Source organism: uncultured Caldilinea sp. (assembly GCF_937128415.1).
Classification (GTDB): Bacteria; Chloroflexota; Anaerolineae; order Caldilineales; family Caldilineaceae; genus Caldilinea.
Genome location: NZ_CAKZMJ010000112.1, coordinates 1 through 22,556 on the forward strand (window position 1 = coordinate 1; position 22,556 = coordinate 22,556).

The window sequence follows — 22,556 nt, forward strand, 5'->3', positions numbered from 1 at the left end:
ACAGACCCCGAGACACGGGATGAACCGGCGAAGCGCAGGAAGGCCCTCACCCCCTGCCCCCTCTCCCAATGCTGGGAGAGGGGGAGAAAGGCGCCGTCGGTGCGGCCCTCAGCCGCACATCCTCGACAGACTTCAAACTCTTTGGGAAAAGGCGCGCTGGCCGAAGCCTGGTGTGACGCAACGCCGCCAGGCTCCGGCCGGCGCACAAGGCTGCTAGCGGCCGTTGTTGGCGCGCTGACGGCGCAGAAAGGCGGGGATGTCCAAATCGTCGCGTTGGAAGGTGCGCACCTGGTAATCGACGGGTTGCTCGCGCACCGGTTCGCGCACGCCGCGCGAGGCTGTCTTGCCGGTGTAGGCCTCGCCGCCCAGCGCGCCGCTGATGAAGTCGAACTGATCCTTCGGCTTTGGCCGGTCAAAGCCGGTGGCGATCACGGTCAACTGAATCTCATCCTTCATGGTCGGGTCGATGACTGCGCCAAAGATGATGTTGCACTCCGGGTGCGCATTGGCGCGGATGATTTCCGCCGCCTCGTTGACTTCGTAGAGGCTCATGTCTTCGCCGCCCTTGATGTTGAAGATGATCGAGCGAGCGCCCTCGATCGACACGTCGAGCAGCGCGCTGTGGATGGCGCGTTCGGCGGCCTCGCGCGCGCGGTTCTCGCCCGCGCCGCGGCCGATCGCCATCAACGCTGCGCCGCCATCCTGCATGATGGTCTTGACGTCTGCAAAGTCCAGGTTGATCAGCCCCGGAACCGTGATCAGCTCGCTGATGCCCTGGATGCCCTGGCGCAGGACGTCGTCGGCCATGCTGAAGGCCTGTTTGATGCTGGTGTTCTTGCCGGCGATCTGAAGCAGGCGATCGTTCGGAATGGTGATGAGCGTGTCCACGCTGTTCTGCAACGCCTCGATGGCCTGTTCGGCGTTGCGACGCCGCTGCGCGCCTTCAAAGGTGAACGGCCGCGTGACGACGCCGATGGTCAGCGCGCCTTCCTCGCGCGCCACCTGCGCCACCACAGAGGAAGCGCCGGAGCCGGTGCCGCCGCCCATGCCGGCGGTCACGAAGACCATGTCGGCGCCGGTGAGGAGCTGGCGCAGCTCTTCGCGGCTCTCCTCCGCAGCGCGCAGGCCGATCTCCGGATTGCCGCCGGAGCCAAGCCCCTTGGTGATCTTCTCGCCGATGCGCAGACGCTGCGGCGCATTCGAGAGCATCAACGCCTGCGCGTCGGTGTTGACGGCGATGAACTCCACGCCCTGAATCCCTTCCTCGATCATGCGGTTGACGGCGTTTTGCCCGCCGCCGCCGACGCCGACGACCTTAATTTGTGCAAAATTATCTACGTAGGATGGTTGTGCTTTGGTGCTGCGAGTCATTGTTTCACTCCTTCGATGGTTTGATGGTAGACCAACTGATGTTGCACAGGAACCTTTTCGATCACAACGAAGCCACTGCGTCTTCCGCCCATCCGACTGGCCCCCCTACCTCGAGAGGGACGGACTCCGCACCAAATATCTCAATCCCTGTCCGGCAACAGGGCTTTGAGCCATTTCGCTGCTGCGCCCATCCACCTATGCGCGGACGCCCCGGCGTGCTCTGCGCCAAAGCGCCGATGCACGGCGCGCGCATCTTCATGCAATCCCCACAACAGCAGGCCGACCGAAGTGGCGTGACTGGGATTCAACAGCGAGCGCGTCAGGCCGGCGATGGGCAGTCCGCTGTGCGCTGCGCCGATGCGCACCGGCATCCCCAGCACCTGGCGCCCAAGCTCTGCAAATCCAGGCAGCTGGCTACATCCGCCCGTCAACACGAGGCCGGCCGGCAGCCGATCGATGTAGCCCGCCTCGGTGAGCTTCTCGGCGATGATCTCCATCATTTCAATCGCGCGCGCCTCCAACACGTCGCAGATGAAGCGCCTGCTGAAGCTGCGCTCGGACTTTTCACCGAAGACCGTCGCCCACACCGTCTCATCAGGCGCAATGCGCCTCGGCAGCAACGACCCATAGCGCAGCTTGATCTCCTCCGCCGTTTCAAATGGGCAGCGCAGGCCGACCGCCACGTCGTTGGTCAGGTGATTGCCGCCCATATCCAAAATCACCGTATAGCAGAGTGCATTGTCGATGAAGACGGCCAAGTCGGAAGTGCCGCCGCCCATGTCCACGACCGCCACGCCCATGCGTCGCTCTTCCGGGCGCAGCACCGCTTCGTTGGCGGCCAGCGGCTCCAGCACCAGCTCGTCGATGTCGACGCCGTGCGCAGTCACGCACTGCACCAGGTTGTTGATGGCCGTGCTGCTGCCGGTGACGATGTGCGCATCCACCTCCAGGCGATAGGCGCTCATGCCGAGCGGCTGCTGCACCTCCGTTTCGCCGTCCACGGTCCACGAGCGGGCGATGGTGTGAATGACCTCCTGGTTTTCAGGAAGGGCGACGGCGCGCGCCCCCTCCAGCGCGCGCTGCATATCGGCGCTGGTGACGCCGTTGCGCCGATCGACCGGGCTGACGCCGCGGCTGTTGCGCGTGCTGATGTGGCTGCCGGCGATGCCGACGTAGGCGCTCAAAATCTGGCGGCCGGCGTCCTGCTCGCAGCGCTCGATCGCCTCGCCGATGGCCGCCGTAGCCTCCGGCACATCGACGACAACCCCGCGGCGGATGCCCCGGCTGGGCGCCACGCCTTCGCCCAACATGCGCAGCGACAATTTCCCCAGGCTGTCATGCGTCACCTGCGCAGTCAAGACGCAAATCTTGGTGGTTCCGATGTCGATAGCGGAAACAAATTCCTCCATCCGATCCCTCCTCCGCCGGTCACTTGATGTAGGGACGCTCGAAACGCAGGTCGATCACCGAGCCTTGAGCGCGGCCGCTGGCGAGCAACAGTTCGGCTGCGGCGAGGTTTTCCAGCTTTGCTTCAACCTCGTCGCCATCTCCCCAGTAGACCCAGTAGGGTGAATTGGGCAGACGGAAGTTCAAGCCCACCAGGGCGTTGTAGCGCAGCGGCGAGACGCCGGGCAGGCGATTGGCCAGCGCCTGCGCACTGCGCAAAACAGCCGGGTCGATGGCGCTTCCTCTCGGCGCGCCGGCCAGGGTTGCGTCCGCCGGGCCATCAAGAATTTGCAAAAGGCCGGGCGGCGTCGCTCCTCGCGGGGGGAGCGCCAGACCGTCCTCCCGCAGCCAGCGCGTCCCCTCGTCGGTCACCCAAAGCGCCACAGGCCGCACTTCTGTAATGTCGACGGTGATCCTGGCTCCCAGCGGCGCAATGTGCACGCGCGCCTCGGCCACATAGGGATTCTGGCGCAGTCGCCGGCTGACCTCGTCGGCGTCGATCCAGAAGACCTGCCATCCGTCGATGGCGCTGAGCCGCCATAGCTCTTCGGCCTCCAGATAACTCAGCCCGTTGAAGTGAACGTCCTCGCGGTAGATATACCAGCGCTCATCCAGGGCGAACCAGGCCGTCAGCCCGCCTGCGATGGCGAGCGCTGCGAGCAGCGCCCACAGCAGACGACTGCGCGCCAGTCGCTTCAGCGGCGCGAGGTCCCAGCGCGGCAGCGCAACGCCCCCCGTCTCCGGCAGCCCCGGCAACAACGACTCAAAGGTGCGCATCCGTTGTTGCACCTGTTGTTTCAACTGTTGACGGCGCCGCTGCGCCATGCGGCTGCGCGCCGCCTCACGCTGCGCTGCATGCAAAGAGGCTGCGCGGCGGGACGCATCGCTCTGCTGCGTTTTCGCTTGCCTGGACTTCGCTGCACTCGCCATACCGTCTCCGGAAATCTTTCACAAGCCGCGCTTCCGCGTCCGAATGCGCCCCTAGCGGACGGTGCTGAACTCCTGCCGCTCCTGGTGGCGTTCGAGCGCCAGCTCCAGCAGTCGATGCACCAGCTCCGGATAGGCGACGCCGCTGGCTTCCCATAGTTTGGGATACATGCTGATGCGCGTGAAGCCGGGCATGGTGTTGATCTCGTTCACGAACAGCTCCTGCGTCTCGCCGTTCATCAAGAAATCGACGCGCGCCAATCCCTCGCATTCGAGCGCCTGGAACGCTCGCACTGCGTAGCTGCGCACCTGCTCCATCAACGCCGCGTCGATAGGCGCCGGAATGAGCAGCTGGCTGCCTTCGTTTTCATATTTGGCGTTGTAGTCGTAGAACTCGTTGGCGGGAATGATTTCACCGGCGATGCTCGCCACCGGCTCGTGGTTGCCCAGCACGCTCACTTCGATTTCGCGCGCGTGCGGCACCGCCTCTTCGACCAGCATCTTGCGGTCATAGCGGGCGGCGTAATCGAGGGCGTCCTGCAGCTGGCGGCGGTTGCGCGCCTTGCTCACGCCGACGCTGCTGCCCATGTTGGCCGGTTTGACAAAGAGCGGGTAGGCCAGCGCCGCCTCGACCTCTGCAATCACTTCATCGGGCGCCGCGCGCCAGCGATGGCGCTGTACGACGCAATGGCGCACCTGCGGCAGGCCATGATGGGCGAAGAGCTTGCGGGCGACTGCCTTATCCATTCCCAGCGCGCTGCCCAGCACGCCTGAGCCGACGTAAGGCACGTTCGCCATCTCTAGCAAGCCCTGCACCGTGCCATCCTCGCCATAGGGGCCGTGCAACACCGGGAAAATGACGTCGATCGCCGGCAGGGGCTGCTCGCTCAATTGCCACGCACGCGGGACAAGCTCCCCAGCGCGTTCCTGGCCGAGCAAATGGCGACCCACCGTGCGCTCCTGCGCCTCCGCCGTGAGCTGCAGCCAGGCGTCCGGCTGCGGCAGCCAGCGTCCCTTGCGGCTGATTCCGATCGGAACCACTTCGTGGCCGGCCTGACGCAACGCCTCCATGACATTTTTGGCGCTGGCCAACGAGACCTCATGCTCGCCGCTGCGCCCGCCGAAGAGGACGCCCACGCGATATCGCTTGCGTTGCGTTGTCGTCATTGAAGAATTCTCCGTTTCCAATTTGCCTCGCTCCTCTGGCGACTTCGTCCGGCGGATCGTCGCTTGCCCTGAAAGTCAACAAAGCTCACCGACCAGTTGAATCTCCGGTTTGAGCAGGACGCCGAAGCGCTCGGCGACCACCTGCTGAATATGTCGAATCAAGGCGATGACGTCCGCTGCGGTGGCGCCGCCGACGCCGCCGGGGTTGATCAGGAAATTGGCGTGCTGACGGCTGACCTGCACGCCGCCGACGGCGCATCCTTTCAAGCCCGCCGCCTCGATCAGGCGGCCGGCGTAGTCGCCGGGCGGATTCACAAAGGTGCTGCCCAGGCTCGGTTCGACCGGCTGAGAGCGGCGGCGGTGCAGGAGATTCTGCTCGGCCCGCGCCTCGAGCGCCTCCTGTTCTCCGTGCGCCAGGCGAAAGTTGGCGCTCAACACCACCGGGCCAAAGCCGGGGCGCACCACCGCCAGGCCGCCCTCTTCATCGCTTTCGGGCTGCGCTTTGAGCGCGCTGGCGCGGTAAGCGAAGTGCAGCTGCGCCGCCGGCGTCTCGACGATCTCATCGTCGGCGCCCAACACCAGGACGTTGTAGAGCGTATCTTTGACCTCGCCGCCGTAGGCGCCGGCGTTGTTGACGACTGCGCCGCCCACGGTGCCGGGCAGGCTCACGGCCCATTCCAGGCCGGCGAGACCGGCGGCGATCGTCCGCCGCGCCAGACCGGCCATGCTGGCGCCGCTTTCGGCGAAGACAAAAGGCCGGTCGTCCTGCGGGAAGACGCAGCAGGACGCTTCGTCGATGCGCACCTGACGGCAGCGGTTGTAGATCACCAGCCCGCGCACGCCCGCGTCGCCGATCAACACGTTGCTGCCCCCGCCCAAAATCCAATAGGGCAGGCCCTCGTCGCGCGCCCAGCGCACCAGGCGGATCAACTGGCTGACCGTCTGCACGCGTGCAAAGTAGTCGGCCGGCCCGCCCACCTTCATCGTGGTGTAGGGCGCCAGCGGCGTCTGCGTTTCGATGCGGACGCCGAATCGCTCCGGCGCTTTCCGATCAACCAGCGTCGTCTGCATGGACTGTTGCAATCTTTACGTCTCCGATCCCTGACGCTAAAAATCTCACCGAACCTTGTTTTGCAAGCGCTCCAACAACCATTCCCCAACTTTGTAGCCGTCGCCTGCGCTCAGCGTGATCACCACGTCGCCAGGCGTCACCTGTTCGGCCAGATAGGCGACGACGTCTTCCAGCGCGCCGATGTAGCGCATGGCGGGATGAGGGCTGGCCGCGACCAGCTCGCGTGCGTGCACGCTGCCGTCGTCGATCTCGCGCGCCGGATAGATGTCGGTCACGATCACCTGATCGGCGGCGTCGAAGCTTTCCCCCATCCGGTACAACATGCGCCGCGTCCGGCTGTAGGTGTGCGGCTGAAAGACGGCCCAGATGCGTCGCTCCGGATAGCGGCGACGGGCGGCGTTGAGCGTCGCCTCGATCTCGGTCGGATGGTGGGCGTAGTCGTCGATGACGGTGACGCCGCCGACCTCCCCTTTCCACTCGAAGCGTCGCGCCGATCCCCGATAGTTGCGCAGCGCCTCGAGCGAGCGGTCCATCGGCGCGTCGCAGGAAAGGCCGACCGCCAGCGCCGCCAGGGCGTTGCGCACGTTGTGCACGCCGGGCACAGCAAGCTCGAGCTTTCCTTCCGGCGCATGCCACCAGACCAGATCGGCCTCGACGCCCTGCCCCGGCAACGCGCGCACGTTGTGTGCGCGCAGGTCTGCGTTCTCATTCAGGCCATAGGTGATCCAGCGCGGCCCGCGCGAAGGCGCATACGCCATCACGCGGCGCACGCCTTCATCGTCGGAGCAGGCGACGATCAGCCCGTTGCGATCGACGGTGTCCGTGAATTGCATGAACGCCCGACGGAAACTGGCGGGCGTCGGGTAACAGTCGGGATGATCCCATTCGACGTTGGTGATCACGGCGATCGAGGGACGCAGCCCTAAAAACATGCGGTCGTATTCGTCCGCTTCAATCACAAATTCCGGCGCTGCGCCCGCGGCGCCGTTGCCGAGACCTGGGACTTCGGAGCCGATGATGTAGCCGCAGTCGATTCCCCCATGACGCAGCACCTGAACTGTCATCGCCGTGGTGGTCGTCTTGCCGTGCGTTCCCGCCACAGCGATGACGCGACGCCCGGCGAGCAGCGCAGGCAGGAATTCGCTGCGCTTGACCACCGGGATGCCCAACGATTCGGCGGCGCAGCGCTCCGGGTTTTGGGCGTCGACGGCGCTGCTGATCAAGACCACATCGGGGCGCGCGCCGGCCGCGCGTGCCGTGAGATTTTCGGCGCGTTGGCCGATGACGACCTCCGCGCCGCGTTCGGCCAGCCGTTGCAGCGCAGGCGAAGGCTGACGATCGCTGCCGCTCACCTGCATCCCCATGTCTAGCAAGACAGAGGCGATGGCGCTCAGGCCTGCGCCGCCGAGGCCGATCAGGTGAACGCGCAGAGTGCGGTCTCGATTCGATAGCCGGGCTTGCCATGCGTTGGATGCCATTGCGATGTTTGCTCCTGCTTCTCCGGTCTTCAGCGGATGATCCGCAGAATCAACAAAATCGTGGCCGGAATCACCCAGTACATTGCGTTGGGAAAGATCGTCTGGGGCAAATAGCCCAACAACGTCTGCCCAACCGGAGTCAAAGGGCCGGTCAAAAGACCGAAAGGATATTGATACCGGTCTGCGTAGTGCCAGAGGGTGCCGGCGATCAGATACCCGTTCAGTGCGCCGACGCCCAGACCGGCAAGAAACCCCCAAAAGCCTGTCAATCGCTTAGGGCTGAAGTCAAACGTCAATCCTTGATAACTCATAATCACGATCACCGTGAACACGATCGAGATCAGCAGAAAGGTGATTTCATTGAGGCGTCCCCCCTCTAGATCGATGATCCTGAGCGCCTCGGCGGCTCGTTCGCTCCAACCTCGCTCATCGGCGAAGCGGAGAATTGCCACGACGTACATGAAAATAATTGAGTTGCCAAGCTCTCGATTCGCCCCACGCACACTCCCGATAAAGGCAAAGATGACGACGACGGTGTAAAACAGAATTTCGACCGGCCCCATAATGATGCTACTTTTTCCCTGCGGCGCTGCCGCGCAACGGCCAGGCAATCAACAACAGCAGAGCAGTGATCAACAGCAACCAGACGCCCGCCGGCCATGTCAGCATCCAGGACCAAAAGTCCGATACATTATCGACAAGCAACGTCCAGATGCGGCTTATGACGACAAACAGGCTGCCCCAAGCGCTGTCCTGCGGCAAGGGAGCCGCCTGCAAAAGCTCGTTGAGAACCGGCAACAACAACGCCGCAAAGATCAGTCCATTCACTGCACCGACCAGAAAGCTCAACAGCTTGCTGTTCGTCTTTGGCTTTACGAAGCGCGGGTTGCTCGTCACGATAAATGTGGTCAGCACGATGATCGCCCAGACCAGAAAGAGAAAGCCTTGTCGGTTGTCTTCTGTAATCACATTGGGCGCTTCGGCGACAATCCGAACCGCCTCTTCGGCGTCGGCCGTCAGCCCGCCTGCCCGCACCAGTGCGACAAACTTGCCGGCGAAATTGGTCAACCGAACGACGATGTCCCCTTGCTCCTGCAACAGCACCCAACTGATTACCGTGACCCCCAGCAGCCAAAGCTCGGCCAGGTAGCCGCGGCGCACGCCGATCCAGCCGAAAAAAGAGAGCCAGAGAATCAGGGCGATCAGAACTTGCGTTTCACCGGTCATGGTGGCTTGCCAACTGCACGATTTGGGCGGCGATTTTAGCCGCGGCGTCCGGCGTCGCCATCTGAGCGAGCGCCGCCTCCATCGCCTTGAGCCGGGCCGGATCGGCGAGCAGGCGAGCAACCGTCGGCGCCAGCTTGGCGGGCAAATCTTCGTCTTCGATCACAACGGCGCCGCCGCGGCGCACCAACGCCATCGCATTGTCCATCTGGTTGACGCTATGCAACGGCGCCAGGATGGAGGGCAGCTTCGCCACCGGGAACTCGCCGAGCGTGCTGGCGCCCGCGCGCGCCACGCTGAGGTCGGCGGCCGCCAACGCCAGCGGCATCTCCTCGTGCAGATAGGCGACCGGATGGTAGCGATGTGCAAGCGCCTCCGGCAGACGATGCTCGGCTCGCCACGCTTCGTAGAGCGGCCAATCGCGCACGCCCACCACATGCACCACCTGGGCCAGCGCCAACAGCTCGGGCAGCGCGCCCCAGGTCGCCCGGTTGATGGCGCGGGCGCCGCTGGAGCCGCCCCAGATGAGCAACAACGGCGCCTGGGTTCCGTCCGGCTCGTCCAGGCAAATCCCCAACGCAGCCGCCAATCGACGTCGCGCAGCCGTGCGATCTTGGGCCGCTTTCACCAGCTCCCGCCGCACCGGATAGCCGGTCACCACGGCTTTGCCGGCCGGCGCTTCGCCGCCGAACCAGTGCGCCGCCTCCGGAAAGCTGACCGCCACGCGCTGCGCAAGCTTGCTCAACAACCGGATTGCGTAGCCTGGCGTCAGATCGGGCAGGTAGATGAGCACCGGCGTCCTCCGTAGCCAGCAGGCTGCAACGACCGGCCCGCAGACATAGCCGCCGGTTACAAAACAGACGTCTGGGCGAAAACGCCTCACGATCGCCAGACTCTCCCCCACGCCCAGGGCCATCTGCAACAGATTGCGCACAAACTTGAACGGATTGCGAGTGCGCAACTGACCGGTGTGGACGCCCTGGAAGGCGATGCCGGCGCGTTCGACGAGCGCTTTCTCCATGCCGCTGCGACTTCCCACCCAGAGCAGATGGCAGGATGAGTCTACGGGTTCTGTAGGCGGCTCTGGGCTACGGCTGACGTCTTTCCGACTTGCCCCCGCGGCGAACTCTGCCGTCGCCGACGAAGGCGCCGCGCGCTGTTTCAGCATGGTAGCCGCCGGCGCGAGCTGCTCCACGACCGCCAGCGCCGGATACACGTGACCGCCCGTTCCCCCGCCCGAGATCAACACGTTCATAGGAATACCTTCCTGCCTGCTGAGTTTGCGACGCGGCGTCGACGCTATACCGGCTGATGCTGAGCAACAGCCCAATGCCGAACATCGACGCCAGCAGCGAACTGCCGCCGTAGCTGATGAAGGGCAAGGTCACGCCGGTCGGCGGCGAAATCGCCGTGGTCACCGCCATGTTCAGCAACGCCTGCAAGATCAGGCTCGTCGTGACGCCGGTGGCCAGCAACATGCCGAACGTGTCCGGCGCGGCCAGCGCAATGCGCAAACCGCGATACGCCAACAAGGCGAAAAGCGCGATGACAAAAAGCGCGCCCAGCAACCCCATCTCCTCTCCGATCACGCCGAAGATGTTGTCGCTCCAGGTCAAGGGCAGATACCCCGTCTGTTGCGCCAGGCCGTTGCCCAGGCCGCGGCCAAACAGCCCTCCGCGCATCAACGCCTGAACGCTCTGACTCACCTGCCACTCATCGCTGGCGACCGGATTGCCGACCGAGGCCAGATAGCGCGAAACGCGGTCGGCGGCGTAGCTGCTGTAATAGATCACCGCCAGAAATGTGCCGGCGCTGACAACCCCAATCACCACCAACTGTTTGACCGCTGCGCCGGCGACAAACAGCATCACCGCAGAGGTGACGACGATCAGAATCGCAGTGCTGATCTCCGGCTGCAACACGATCAAGACCGTCACAATGCCCATCAAAACGCCGAAAGGCAACAGTCCGGCGCGCACGTCGCGAATGCGGCGCCCCTTGCTGGCGAGCCACGTGGCGACGTAAATGATGATGGCGAGCTTGGCCGCCTCGCTGGGCTGAACGCTGCCCTCAAAGAAGGTGCGCCTGGCCCCGAAACGCTCGGCGCCGAGCGGGATGAGCACAAGCAGCGCCACCAGCGTGATCCCCATGATGGGGATGCTCCAGCGCTCCCACCATGTGTAAGGGATGCGCGCCGCTACGATCAGCCCTGCGACGCCTAAACCGAGCCACATCAACTGACGGCCGATAAAATAATATGGGTTGTTGAAACCTTCAATGCCGCGCGGATAACTGGCGCTGAAGACCATGACCAGGCCCAGCATCAGCAGGATCGTCACCACCGAAAGCAATCCCCAGTCGTAACGTCCTTTGGCTCTTGATTTGGCTGCAGCGCGACCGGTGGCCTTTGCTTGCATCGTCGCTCTCCTCCATTTTCTCACCGCTGCGCCGTCGCTCTGACTGCTGCAATTTCTTTCACCAGTTGGCGAAAATGCTCTCCCCGCGCTTCAAAGTCGCGATATGCGTCGTAGCTGGTTCCTCCTGGCGACAACAGCACCACCGCGCCCGGCTCCGCCACCTGCGCGGCCAGCTCGACGGCTTCATCGAGGCGATGGACGACGGCCGTGCTCGGCGCGCGCTGCTGCCGGAAGGTGGCGCGCTCCTGCACTTTGCGCACGATCATCTCGCCGGCCTCGCCGAAGCCGATGAGCATATCGACGCGCGCCAACACTTCGTCGGCGAACTCCTCCCACGGCAACTTTTTGTCCTTGCCGCCCGCCAGCAAGATCAGGGCCTGGTCGATGGCCTCGAAGCTGCGCAGGCCGGCCACTGCCCGCTCCGGCGAAGTTGCAATGCTGTCGTTGACCCAGGTGACGCCGTTCACCTCCGCCACGACCTCGAGCCGGTGCGGCACGCCGCGGAACGTGCGGGCGACCCGGCCCATCGCTTCCACGTCTGCGCCCAGCGCGCCGCTGATCGCCGCCGCCGCCAGCAGATTGCCGACGTTGTGCTCCCCGCGCAACCGGACCTCTCTGCGCAGACAGATCTCCTGCCCCTGGTAAAAAAGACGGCCGCACTCTCCCCAGGCGCCGCTGTCGACGCGACTGTAACGATGGAACAGCAACGGCGGCCGCCGTCTATCGGCGACGAGGGCCCCTACTTCTTCCAACACTGCGTCCAAATTGCCGGCCACTGCAGCCCAGCTTGCAGGCAGCGGCGGGTCGCTTGCACGCCAGGCGCTGCTGGCCACGCGCCGCGTGATGGCGTCTTCGGCGCTCAGCACGATGGCGGCGTCCTCCGGCAGGCAGCGCAGCAAATTAAACTTGGCCCCAGCGTAGGCCGCCATGTCCGGATGGCGGTCCAGATGGTTCGGCGTGATGTTCAAAATGGCGGCGACGTCAGGGCCGACGCCCTGCACGGGATCGTCCGTCGGCCCCCACGCCCAGCGCCGGTCGAAGAGCTCCAACTGAAAGCTGCTCAGCTCCAGCACGATGCAGTCGCCGGGCGCGATCGTCTCCAGGCGGTCGATCAGCGGCGTCCCGATGTTGCCGCCAACATGCACGCGACGCCCGCTGGCGGCCAGGATTTCGCCCACCAGCGTGGTGGTGGTGGTTTTGCCGCTGCTGCCGGTGATGGCGGCGATCGGCCCCAGGCCGCGTTGGCGGGCAAGTTGCAAGGTCAGCAAACTGTCGTTGCTGAGCGGAATCTTGCGGCGGATGGCCTCCTGCACGATGGGGAGCTGCGCCGGCACCCCTCCGCTCAGGCAAAGCAAGTCGCAGCCATCGAGCAAGTGGAGGGGATGACCGCCCAGCGCAAGTTCGACGGGCAGGTCGCGCACGCGGGCCAGCTCCGTCGCCAGTCGTTCGGCCGACGCTGCGTCGCTGATGGTGACATGAGCGCCGGCGGCCACGAAAAAGCGCGCCAGCGCCGTTCCCTGGCGAGCCAATCCTAAAATCGCGATCTGTCGCCCACGAAACATCGTTCGGACCTCCGACCTGCCGCGCTCTCAGATCAACGCAAGCGCAACGCCCAACATGCCAGACAAAACGGAGATGATGAAAAAGCGTTCTTTCACCTGCATCTCACTCCATCCCAGCAGCTCGAAGTGATGATGCAACGGCGCCATCTTGAACACCCGACGCCCTTCGCCGTACCACCGTTTGCTCAGTTTGAAATAGGTGACCTGGATCAACACGCTCAGCGCTTCGATGGCAAACACAAGCCCGATCACCGGCAGCAGCAGCCATTGTCCCGTCATGATCGAAACCAGGCCCAGCGTCGCGCCGAGCGGCAGGCTCCCTGCATCACCCATAATGAGCTGAGCGGGATAAGCGTTATACCAGAGGAAGCCCAACAGCGCGCCGGCCAACGTAAAACAAAAGATCGCCAGATAGACCTGTTCTTGCAGATAGGCGATGGTGCCGTAACAGGCGAAGGCCACCAGGCTGGTGCTGCCCGCCAGACTGTCCAGTCCGTCGGTGAAGTTGACGGCGTTGCTTGTCAGATAGAGCACCACGACGGTGACCGGGATAATCCATGGCCCAACGCGAAAAAAATCGACGAAGGTCGGCACGCCCACGTAATCCCACTGGGGTGGGCCAAAGTAGAGCACCAAACCGATGATGGCGGCGAAGAGAAACTGAAAGGCGCTCTTCATGCGCGGGCTCATGCCCTCCCCGCGGCCGCGAATGCCTTTGATGCCCTGCCAGTCGTCCACAGCGCCGAGCAGGGCGTGCGACCCCAGGCAGAAAAAGAGCAACAGCGTGCTTTGCCCGATTGCGTCCATGCCCAACAGGTTGACGATGTTCAGCGAGCCGATGATCACCAGCACCGGAACTACGAAAAGGATGCCGCCCATCGTCGGCGTGCCGGTCTTGAGCTGATGGCTGCCTGGCTGCTCGATGCGGATCTGCTTGCCGATGCCCTTGCGCCGTAACAACCCGATGAGCGGCTTGCCCCAGACGACTGCAAACAGAAAGCTGATTGCGCCCAGGCTCAAAGCATAGGCCATGCGCGGCTCGAGCGGATTATCCATCGCTCGCCCTCTCCTCTTGTGCGCCGACGCCGTTGGCGTCGGCGATGATCTCGGCGACGATGCTATCCATTCCGACGGCGCGGCTGCCCTTCACGAGCACCAAGTCCCCGCGACGCACGATGCGCCGCAGCAAGGCGACGGCGTCCTGGTGCGTCGCAAGGATATGCACGTGCTCCGGCGACAAGCCGCTGCTGCGCGCCTCTTCGCCGATGCTGGCGCCGAGCTGACCGACGGTCAGCAGGATATCGACGACGTCGGCCGCCCGTCGCCCGACGATCTGGTGTCCTTCCGTCTCGTAGCTTCCCAGCTCAAGCATGTCGCCCAGCACGGCGATGCGCCGCCCCCCCTCAGCCGGCTGAATGTCCGCCAGCAGATTCAGGGCGGCGATCGTGCTGGCGGGACTGGCGTTGTAGGTGTCGTCGATCACCGTGCAGCCATGAACGCCCGCCGCCACGACCAGGCGCAACTGCCCGGCGACATTCTGAAGCCCGGCGATGATTTCCCCCCAACTCAGCCCTGCAAGCAGGCCAACCGCAGCCGCGCAGAGCGCGGTGTGGACGCTGTGACGTCCTAAGAGAGGCACCTTGACGTAGAGGGACTCCACCTTCTGGTCGTTCGAGAGACGATGATGAAAACGGAAACGGAGCCCTTCCATGCCCATGCCTTGAATGTCGTCCGCCCACAGGTCCGCCTCGGGCGTCAGGCCATAGCGAATCACGCGCGCTCTGGTCAGCTCGGCCATCGCGCGCACGCGCTCGTCATCCCAGTTGAGGATGGCCACGCCTCCTTCCTCGGCGGGAGGAAGGGCGCGCACGAGCTCAGATTTCGCCTGGGCAATGCGCTCAATGGTGCCGAGACGGCTGAGATGAACGGGGCCAACGTTGGTGACAACGCCGATCAGAGGACGCGCCAGCACGCAGAGCCGATCGATCTCCCCCAGCCCGTACATGCCCATCTCCAGCACGGCGTATTCGTGCGTCGTATTCAAGCCCATCAGCGCCAGAGGGAGCCCTTGTTCGCTGTTCAGGTTGCCCGGCGAGGCGTGCGTAACGTAGCGCTGGCGCAGAACATTGGCCGTCAGCTCTTTGGTGCTCGTCTTGCCTACGCTGCCTGTGACGCCAACCACCTTGAGCGCTGCACTGGTGCGATGCACGCGCTGAAAGGAGCCGACCTTTTGCATCGCTTCTACGCTGTCGTCGACGATGTAAACGATAGGCGCGCCCGGCTGATAGGATTCCGGCAATTGCGCCTGCAACGTCCAACGGGCGCGCGTGCAGTCGATGACGACGCCTCCCCTTTGTCCTGCCTCGCGCCCGCGCGGTTCGGCGATCACCGCCTGCGCGCCTTGCCGAAGCGCAGCCTCGATGTAGGCGTGACCATCTGTCCGGGAGCCGGCCAGCGCAATGAACAGGTCGCCTGGGCGCACATCGCGGCTGTCCAACGCTGCGTGCGGGATGGGGGTGGGCGGCAGTGCAAGCGGAGGGACGTCGCCCGTCAGCGCCGTCCACAGGGTGTGCTGTGTAATCGAAGTCGATGGATACGGTCGTTCAGGCACCTTTCTTTTCTTTCTCTTCCAACTTTATTGCTCTGCGCCCAAACGAATCTCGTCGGGCGGGATATTGTAATATTGAAGCAGACGTCGCGTCACCTGCGCAAAGGTGGGCGCCGCCGTATAGCCGGCCCAACGGCTGATCGACGGATCGGGGCGCTCCAACTTCACCAGAACGACGAAACGCGGATCGTCCGCCGGCGCATAGCCGACGAATGTGACAATCGTGTCGTCTTCTTCGTAGCCTTGCTCGCCCGGAATTTGCGCCGTTCCGCTTTTCCCTGCAACTCGATAACCCGCAACGCCCGCCGCCTGGTTCCCTCGTTCAACCACAGAAACCAGAATGTCGGTCAGCATTTTCGCCGTCTCAGGCCGGATGGCGACGCCAAGCACCGTGGGCTCCGTAAATTGCACCTGGCCGTCTAGAATACGCGCCTTGACCACGTAGGGGCGCATCAGCTTGCCGCCGTTCGCAATCGCTGCGGTGGCGTTGACCATCTGAATCGGGGTCACCGCCAGCCCCTGGCCAAAGCTGTTTGTGCCCAGATCGGAGAGGCTCCATCTTTCGTGGCCCGGCTTTCTCACCGCGCCGTAAATTTCACCGGCCAGATCGATCTCGGTCACCTTGCCAAAGCCGAAGCGATCCACGTATTGATAGAAGCGTCGCTCGCCGAGCAGCAAAGCCCACTGCGCCGAGATCACGTTGAGCGAACGCGCCAGCGCCTCGCTCATGTCCACTTGCCCATAACCGGCGCGGTCACTGTTCAGAATCAGACGTTGGCCGACGGCGATCGAGCCGGTGTCGGTCAGCTTTTGCGTAGGCGTCACCACGCCTGTGTCAAGTGCAGCGGCCGCAGTGATGATCTTGAAGACGGAGCCGGGCTCGTATTGCGTGCCCACCGCCGGATTGAGCAGTGCAGCAGGATCGGCCTCCGCAATTCGATTGGGATCAAAGGCCGGTGCATTCGCCATCGCCAGCACTTCACCGGTCCAAGGATCCATCACGATGATCGTTCCCGCTGTCGCGCGATATAACTCCAGCGCGCGGCGCAGCTCCTCTTCGGCGATCCATTGCACGCCGCGGTCGATCGTGAGCACGAGATCTCGTCCGGCGGGCGACGGCAGGTAGCGATGCAAAGACGAAGGCAACGAGTCAAACGTGGCCGTCGCCTTGCCCGTCAGACCGACGCCGTTGCGCTGGCGCAAAAACGACTCGTAGTACCCTTCCACCCCTGCGACGCCGCGGCGCCAGACTGCATCTCCCACCAGGGCGGTGAAACCCACAACGTGCGCAGCCAGCGGCCCCTCTGGATAATAACGCTGAGGAGCGGGCGTGAGATTCAGATGAAGCAGCGGGTGGGCGCCTCCCTCCTGCGCAAGGCGCTGCTGTTCGGCCAGGATGCGGTGGCCGATCTCCAGTTCGACCGCGGGCGCCAGACGCAGGAAATAGCGATCGGCGTACTGGCGCAAGAGCTCCAGCGTCTGCGCTGCAGGAACGTCGGCCATCTTCTCCAGCGCATCGGCGAGCGCTCGTCTGTCTGCGTCCGTTTTGAGGTGAGTGGGGTTGACCGAAATTTCGTAGAAGTAGCGATCGGCCACGAGCAGCGCGCCGTTGCGATCGACGACGGAGCCGCGGGGCGACTCCCCCTGGTGAGGCAAGCCGGCGGGCCGGGTGTACCCCAGTCGCAGCGCCTGATGAGTAAGCAGCGCCGACGCAATCATGGCGATCAGCGCGGCGAAAAAGGAAATAAGAAACCAGAAGCGCCACAGTTCGCGCTTCTGGCCCCCCTCCGTCGGCAACGTTTGCGGCTCGCTGAGGGCCTGCGACGCGGCGAGCTCCTGGCCTAGCGATGTCATTGCACAGATGACCCTGAAGGCGTCAATGTCTCGTTGATCGTCGTCGATGCGCCTTGGGTGTGCACGAGCAGCCACTCGGCGAACGCTGTCAAGCCGCGCCCCACTGCGGAGACCAACTCCTCCAGCGGCGAGCTACGCGCTTCCCCGTCGACCGGCGCCACTGTGCTCCAATCGCTGCCCAGGTTGTGGATCGCAAGAGGCGGCTCTGCAGCATACGGCCCACTCGACGCCGCCGGAAACTGAAGGGTGGGCAACTCATCGCGACGGACATAGACTCGCCCTGTCACCGGGCGATAGCCCTGAGCGAGAGCCGCCTGCTCGATCTGGCGCAACGAAGTCGCATTGGCTATGGCGAAGATAATTTCGCTGTTCTCTCGCTCGATGCGCTGCTGCTGTTCCGTCAGCTTTGTCAGCAGATAACGCTCCTCGGCGATCTGCACCCTGAGCCAGACCTGCGCCATCATGCCTGCGCCGACGAGCAGCGTCGCCGCCAGCAAAAGGAGATATTGCCGGAAATTCTCCGGCAACCAGAGCATTTCCTGCAAAATGTTCAACCAACGACGGCTCAGCGAATGCTGCAGCGAGCCGGAGATTTCGGTTGAGACCGTGGACGGCAGCGTGCTACGCTCGAACATGAACCCCTCTGCATCCTGAAATTATAGTGTAGTAGTAGGGGCGACGTGCGTCGCCCCTACGCTACGAAAGGCTCTCGAAGCCTTTCCCTATAGTGAACCGTGATGAGTGGTGTGAGGGAGGGCCAGTGACTCACTGAGCACACATCACGTGTCACTCTGGGTTGTTGGCAGCTTTTCGGCGATGCGGAGCTTCGCCGAACGGCTGCGTGGATTGAGGCGCATCTCTTCTGCAGTCGGCGTAATCGGTTTTTTGGTCAGGATGCGCAACGCTGGCCAGCGCTGAGAACCGCCCTCCATGCGCTCCTCCATGCGATTCGAATCAGGAGCATCGCCGCGCGCCTCTGCGAGCATCCAGTGTTTCACGATGCGATCTTCCAGGCTGTGGAACGTAATCACAGCCAGCCGTCCCCCCGGGCGTAAAAGCCGCAGCGCCTGTGGAAGCACGCGCTCCAGTTGTTGCAGCTCGCGGTTGACGACGATGCGCAACGCCTGAAAGGTGCGCGTCGCCGGGTGGATGCGAGCCCCTCGACGCCCTCCCACCGCCTTCTCAATCGCCTCCGCCAGCTGCGCTGTGGTGGCGAAAGGGCGATGTTTCACCAGATAGCGGGCGATGCGGCGACTCTTCGGCTCCTCCCCGTAGCGATAAATCACATCGGCCAGAGCCTGTTCGTCCCACTCGTTGACGATGTCGGCTGCGCTGAGCGGCTGCGCCGGGTCAAAACGCATGTCGAGCGGCCCCGTCAACCCAAAGGAGAAGCCTCGCTCCGGCGTCTGCAACTGAAAGCTGCTCACCCCCAGGTCGAGCAGGACGCCATCGACCGGAGCAAAACCGTGCGCCGCCGCCGCCTCTTCCAAGAGCTCGAAGGGCCCCTGGTGCAGCACCAGCCGGGAAGCGGCGACGGCGTCTGCGAGCCGCTCCGCCACTCGCCGGATGGCAGCCGGATCCGCGTCGATCCCCAGCACGCGGCCATCCGGCGCCGACGCCGCCAGGATCGCCTCCGTATGCCCCCCGCCGCCAAGCGTGCAGTCGATCACCCATGCACCGGCTCTGACCGCAAGCCCCTTCAACACTTCCGCCAGCAGCACCGGCGCATGGTGCGCGTCGGGCGGATCTGCAGCGACAGGTGGGCGGTCGGCCATCATTGCGAAAGATCTGAACTGCTAAAGACTTAAGGTGCTGAAAAAATCGCCGGTGAAATCGGCGTCTTGCAAGGCCCCGACGACCTTTTCCTCCCACAGCGCAGGATTCCACAACTCGATGAACTTATTCATGCCGGCCACCACGACTTCGTTTTCGATTCCCGCATAATCTCGCAGCCGCTGACTCAACAAGATGCGTCCCTGCCCATCGGGCTGAAGGTCTTCTGCGGCGCTGAAAAAAGCCCGCCGAAACGCTGCAGAGCGCGGGTCGGTGAACGGCAGGGCGCTCACCTTATCCGCCAGTCGCTCCCACTCCGCTTGCGGAAAAAGCAACAGGCAGCGATCCACCGGGCTGCGGGTCACCACCATGCCGAGGGCCAACGCATTCCGGTATTTGGCCGGAATGGTGAGCCTGCCCTTTGCGTCGAGCGCGTGCGTATATTCGCCCAGGAACATGTCGATTGCGCCGTTGCCCTCATGGTCGTTGCACGATGGTTGATTTCATGACAGCCGTTGCGATGGGCCGCCGCAACGACTTTCTTCGGGGGCAAGTCCTTGTCAGCCGACCCGTCAGATCGGGCCGTAATGGGTGACGCGCAATCCGCAGAGCCATACCTGGTGCGGCAAGTATGCACGCATTACGCGCCACCCATTACACAGAAACACCCCGAACAACAGGTAACTCACTTATCCCAAAGTGGCGAGCCAGGAAATCAATTCCCACTCTGCTGGCCGAAAAAAGGAAAATATGAGAATTTTCTCCCACTTCCCCCCACTTTGTCCCACATTATAGTGCAAAAAGGGGGCTTTGTCTAGTGCCAATTTATACGATTTTTGTTGTATATTTTTGGGAAACTTGGGATACGGCACGCGCGCTGCGCGGCTGGGCCGAAAAGAATGAATAGACATAATCGTAACGCGCGTTACAGAATGCCCAACAAAATATCCGATAATGGAGAACAGTGATCAAGCGCCAGCGTCCAAGATTTTATATTTTTGGGCGGATGAAATTTGACTTTCATCCGCCTTGTCGTATAAACTTTATGGTTACGGCGCTTGACATGTTGTCGGTCGAGCGCCCAATCGGATTACTTTTATAAGTAAGAGGAGTTCAGGTGAATGTGCGAGCGGAAGAAAGAATGGAAATTGTCTCCTCTCCGCACATCACCTGATTTTTGTTTTGTACAACAATTGATATACGGCTGAAGTTATTGTGTCGAGTCGAAGACACCCGGTTGTAGATGGTGGCGCACCGCAGAGATGCGGGTGCTGGCGGCTATCTGCGTCGGTGTCTTATTGTCATTTTTAGGCCAATCAAGGAGCTGGAATACATGAGCCAATCCGCAAACGGGACCGATGTGACCATGCAGGCAAACCGCGTTCGCCGTAAGAGCTATGCGCGAATCCCCACCATCCTCGATTTGCCGCGCTTGACCGAAGTGCAAATCCGCAGTTTTGAGTGGTTTAAGAAGGAGGGGCTGCGAGAACTGTTTGACGAGATTTCACCTATCGTCAGCTTCAACAAGAACCTCGAGCTGCATTTTGGCGATTATTATTTCGCCGAGCCCAAATATCCGGTGGAGGAATGTCGCGAGCGCGACATCACCTACTCTGCGCCGCTGTGGGTCAAAGTGCGCCTGGTCAACAAAGAGACCGGCGAAGTGAGCGAACAGGAAGTCTTCATGGGAGATTTCCCGATGATGACCGACGCCGCCACCTTCATCATCAATGGGAGCGAGCGCGTCGTCGTCAGCCAGCTGATTCGCTCGCCGGGCGTCTATTTCACCGTGGAGACCGATCGCACCACCGGACGCGATCTGGCCGGCGCCAAGTTGATCCCCAGCCGGGGGGCGTGGCTGGAGTTCGAGACAAGTCGGCGCGACATCATCAGCGTCAAGGTCGATCGCAAACGCAAGCTGCCGGTCACCCTGTTGTTGCGCGCCATTGGCTTTGGCACCGACGATGAAATTCGCGCGCTCTTCGCCGACGTCGATACGAACCTGGAGCACCCTTACATTCAAGCGACCATCGAGCGCGACGTCACCAGCAACCCCACAGACGACTCAGCTCTCGGCGTTGAGAACGCGCTGTTAGAGTTCTATAAAAAGCTGCGGCCAGGCGATCCGCCTACGCTGGACAACGCGCGCAATTTTGTGCACAACCTCTTCTTCTCGGATCGACGGTATGACCTGGGCAAGGTCGGGCGCTATAAGCTCAATCGCCGGCTCGGACTGGACATTCAGTCCAAAGACGGCGCCGCCCGCGTGCTGACCACCGATGACATCGTCGCAGTCATCAAACGAATCATTCAGATCAACAACGGCCAGGGACGCGCCGACGACATCGATCATCTCGGCAACCGCCGCGTGAAGACGGTGGGCGAGCTGATCCAGAATCAGCTGCGCATCGGCCTGCTGCGCATGGAGCGGGTGGTGCGCGAGCGCATGTCGATCCGCGATCCCGACCAGGTCACCCCGCTGAGTCTGCTCAACATTCGGCCCGTGGTGGCGGCCACGCGCGAGTTTTTCGGCGGCAGTCAGCTCAGCCAGTTCATGGATCAGACGAACCCCCTGGCGGAGCTGACGCACAAACGGCGTCTCAGCGCGCTCGGCCCCGGCGGCCTGCGCCGCGAGCGCGCGGGCTTCGACGTGCGCGACGTCCACTTCTCGCACTACGGTCGCATCTGCCCCATCGAGACGCCGGAAGGCCCCAACATCGGTCTGATGGGCTCGCTGGCCACCTATGCGCGCGTCAATGAATACGGCTTCATCGAGACGCCTTATCGCAAGGTGCTGAAAGAGATTTCCCCTGTCGAGGCCTCTGCGCTGGTGGGCCATACGCTCGACGCGGATGTAATTGACCCGGCGACGAATGCGACAGTTGCTGCGCGCGGGCAGGTCGTCGATGAGGCGCTGGCCCAGCGCATCGCCAGCCTCGGGTTAGAGAGCGTGCGCGTCAAACCCTTCGTGAGCCGCGAGGTGGTCTATCTCACGGCGGACGAAGAGGAGACGGCGCCCATTGCACAGGCTTCCTCTGCGTTGAACGCGGTGGGCGAGTTTCTCAACAACCGGCCTTCGACTCGACAGGCTGAAGATTTCAAATTCGAGCATCCGAACAATATTCGCTACATGGATGTCTCGCCCAAACAGATCGTCGGCGTTTCTGCGGCGTTGATTCCTTTCCTGGAGCACGACGACGCCAATCGCGCCCTGATGGGCTCCAACATGCAACGCCAGGCCGTGCCTCTGATTCGCCCGGACGCGCCTCTGGTCGGCACCGGCATGGAATATCAGGCGGCGGTCGACTCCGGTCAGGTCGTGGTGGCGAGGAACGACGGGGAGGTGATCAGCGTCACCAGCGATCAAATTACGGTGCAGGAGCGCGACGGCACGCGGCGCGTGTATCATTTGCGCAAGTACAACCGCTCCAACCAGAGCACCTGCATCGATCAGCGTCCGGTCGTCTACAAGGGCGACATAGTGAAAGCCGGCGACGTGTTGGCGGACTCTTCGAGCACAGACGGCGGCGAGCTGGCGCTGGGTCAGAACGTCATCGTCGCCTATCTGAGCTGGGAAGGCGGCAACTTTGAAGATGCGATTCTCGTCAGCGAGCGGCTGGTGCAGGAAGACAAATACACCTCGATCCACATTGAAAA

Annotated in this window: 17 protein-coding genes and 1 pseudogene; 1 reads left to right on the plus strand and 17 read right to left on the minus strand. The window is 63.1% G+C overall.

Going from position 1 to position 22,556, the window contains the following annotated elements; translation table 11 throughout:
* Window positions 1–213: 213 nt before the first annotated feature.
* From ftsZ to mraZ, 17 genes are all read right to left on the minus strand, one after another.
* Window positions 214–1,371, minus strand: a complete 1,158-nt coding sequence (gene ftsZ / locus Q0367_RS20865; protein WP_297633812.1) for a cell division protein FtsZ — start codon at window positions 1,369–1,371, stop codon at window positions 214–216.
* Between the two features lie 140 nt (window positions 1,372–1,511).
* On the minus strand, window positions 1,512–2,780 hold the full coding sequence (ftsA, locus tag Q0367_RS20870; RefSeq protein ID WP_297633810.1) for a cell division protein FtsA: 1,269 nt from the start codon (window positions 2,778–2,780) through the stop codon (window positions 1,512–1,514).
* Window positions 2,781–2,799: 19 nt separating this feature from the next.
* Window positions 2,800–3,747 carry a cell division protein FtsQ/DivIB gene (locus Q0367_RS20875; protein WP_298984552.1) on the minus strand — a complete coding sequence of 316 codons (948 nt, stop codon included), beginning with the start codon at window positions 3,745–3,747 and terminating at the stop codon, window positions 2,800–2,802.
* 51 nt (window positions 3,748–3,798) lie between these two features.
* Window positions 3,799–4,911 (minus strand): D-alanine--D-alanine ligase family protein, encoded by a 1,113-nt coding sequence (locus Q0367_RS20880; RefSeq protein ID WP_298984554.1) that lies wholly within the window; start codon window positions 4,909–4,911, stop codon window positions 3,799–3,801.
* Window positions 4,912–4,986: 75 nt separating this feature from the next.
* Entirely contained in the window at window positions 4,987–5,982 is a 996-nt protein-coding gene (murB, locus tag Q0367_RS20885) for a UDP-N-acetylmuramate dehydrogenase (RefSeq protein WP_298984556.1), read from the minus strand.
* 45 nt (window positions 5,983–6,027) lie between these two features.
* Window positions 6,028–7,461, minus strand: coding sequence for a UDP-N-acetylmuramate--L-alanine ligase (gene murC / locus Q0367_RS20890; RefSeq protein WP_298984558.1), 1,434 nt, complete (start codon window positions 7,459–7,461; stop codon window positions 6,028–6,030).
* Between the two features lie 29 nt (window positions 7,462–7,490).
* On the minus strand, window positions 7,491–8,024 hold the full coding sequence (locus Q0367_RS20895; protein ID WP_297633800.1) for a hypothetical protein: 534 nt from the start codon (window positions 8,022–8,024) through the stop codon (window positions 7,491–7,493).
* A gap of 7 nt (window positions 8,025–8,031) precedes the next feature.
* Window positions 8,032–8,688, minus strand: a complete 657-nt coding sequence (locus Q0367_RS20900; RefSeq protein ID WP_298984561.1) for a hypothetical protein — start codon at window positions 8,686–8,688, stop codon at window positions 8,032–8,034.
* Entirely contained in the window at window positions 8,678–9,853 is a 1,176-nt protein-coding gene (locus Q0367_RS20905; RefSeq protein WP_298984564.1) for a glycosyltransferase, read from the minus strand. The genes Q0367_RS20900 and Q0367_RS20905 overlap by 11 nt, the downstream gene beginning before the upstream one ends.
* Window positions 9,774–11,102 (minus strand): FtsW/RodA/SpoVE family cell cycle protein, encoded by a 1,329-nt coding sequence (locus Q0367_RS20910; protein WP_297633794.1) that lies wholly within the window; start codon window positions 11,100–11,102, stop codon window positions 9,774–9,776. The genes Q0367_RS20905 and Q0367_RS20910 overlap by 80 nt, the downstream gene beginning before the upstream one ends.
* Window positions 11,103–11,122: 20 nt before the next feature.
* Window positions 11,123–12,664, minus strand: coding sequence for a UDP-N-acetylmuramoyl-L-alanine--D-glutamate ligase (murD, locus tag Q0367_RS20915; RefSeq protein WP_298984567.1), 1,542 nt, complete (start codon window positions 12,662–12,664; stop codon window positions 11,123–11,125).
* Between the two features lie 27 nt (window positions 12,665–12,691).
* Complete coding sequence (gene mraY, locus Q0367_RS20920; protein WP_297633790.1) at window positions 12,692–13,720, minus strand: phospho-N-acetylmuramoyl-pentapeptide-transferase; 1,029 nt, start codon at window positions 13,718–13,720, stop codon at window positions 12,692–12,694.
* Entirely contained in the window at window positions 13,713–15,275 is a 1,563-nt protein-coding gene (gene murF, locus Q0367_RS20925) for a UDP-N-acetylmuramoyl-tripeptide--D-alanyl-D-alanine ligase (RefSeq protein ID WP_298984570.1), read from the minus strand. The genes mraY and murF overlap by 8 nt, the downstream gene beginning before the upstream one ends.
* Before the next feature lie 24 nt (window positions 15,276–15,299).
* Window positions 15,300–17,126: a penicillin-binding protein 2 gene (locus Q0367_RS20930; RefSeq protein WP_298984573.1), complete on the minus strand. Its 1,827-nt coding sequence runs from the start codon at window positions 17,124–17,126 to the stop codon at window positions 15,300–15,302.
* Window positions 17,123–17,761 (minus strand): hypothetical protein, encoded by a 639-nt coding sequence (locus Q0367_RS20935; protein ID WP_298984576.1) that lies wholly within the window; start codon window positions 17,759–17,761, stop codon window positions 17,123–17,125. The genes Q0367_RS20930 and Q0367_RS20935 overlap by 4 nt, the downstream gene beginning before the upstream one ends.
* Before the next feature lie 144 nt (window positions 17,762–17,905).
* Window positions 17,906–18,904: a 16S rRNA (cytosine(1402)-N(4))-methyltransferase RsmH gene (rsmH, locus tag Q0367_RS20940; RefSeq protein ID WP_298984582.1), complete on the minus strand. Its 999-nt coding sequence runs from the start codon at window positions 18,902–18,904 to the stop codon at window positions 17,906–17,908.
* Between the two features lie 18 nt (window positions 18,905–18,922).
* Complete coding sequence (gene mraZ / locus Q0367_RS20945; protein ID WP_298984585.1) at window positions 18,923–19,357, minus strand: division/cell wall cluster transcriptional repressor MraZ; 435 nt, start codon at window positions 19,355–19,357, stop codon at window positions 18,923–18,925.
* 875 nt (window positions 19,358–20,232) lie between these two features.
* Here mraZ and Q0367_RS20950 point away from each other — a divergent pair.
* Window positions 20,233–22,556: pseudogene (locus Q0367_RS20950) on the plus strand (DNA-directed RNA polymerase subunit beta); the annotation flags it as partial.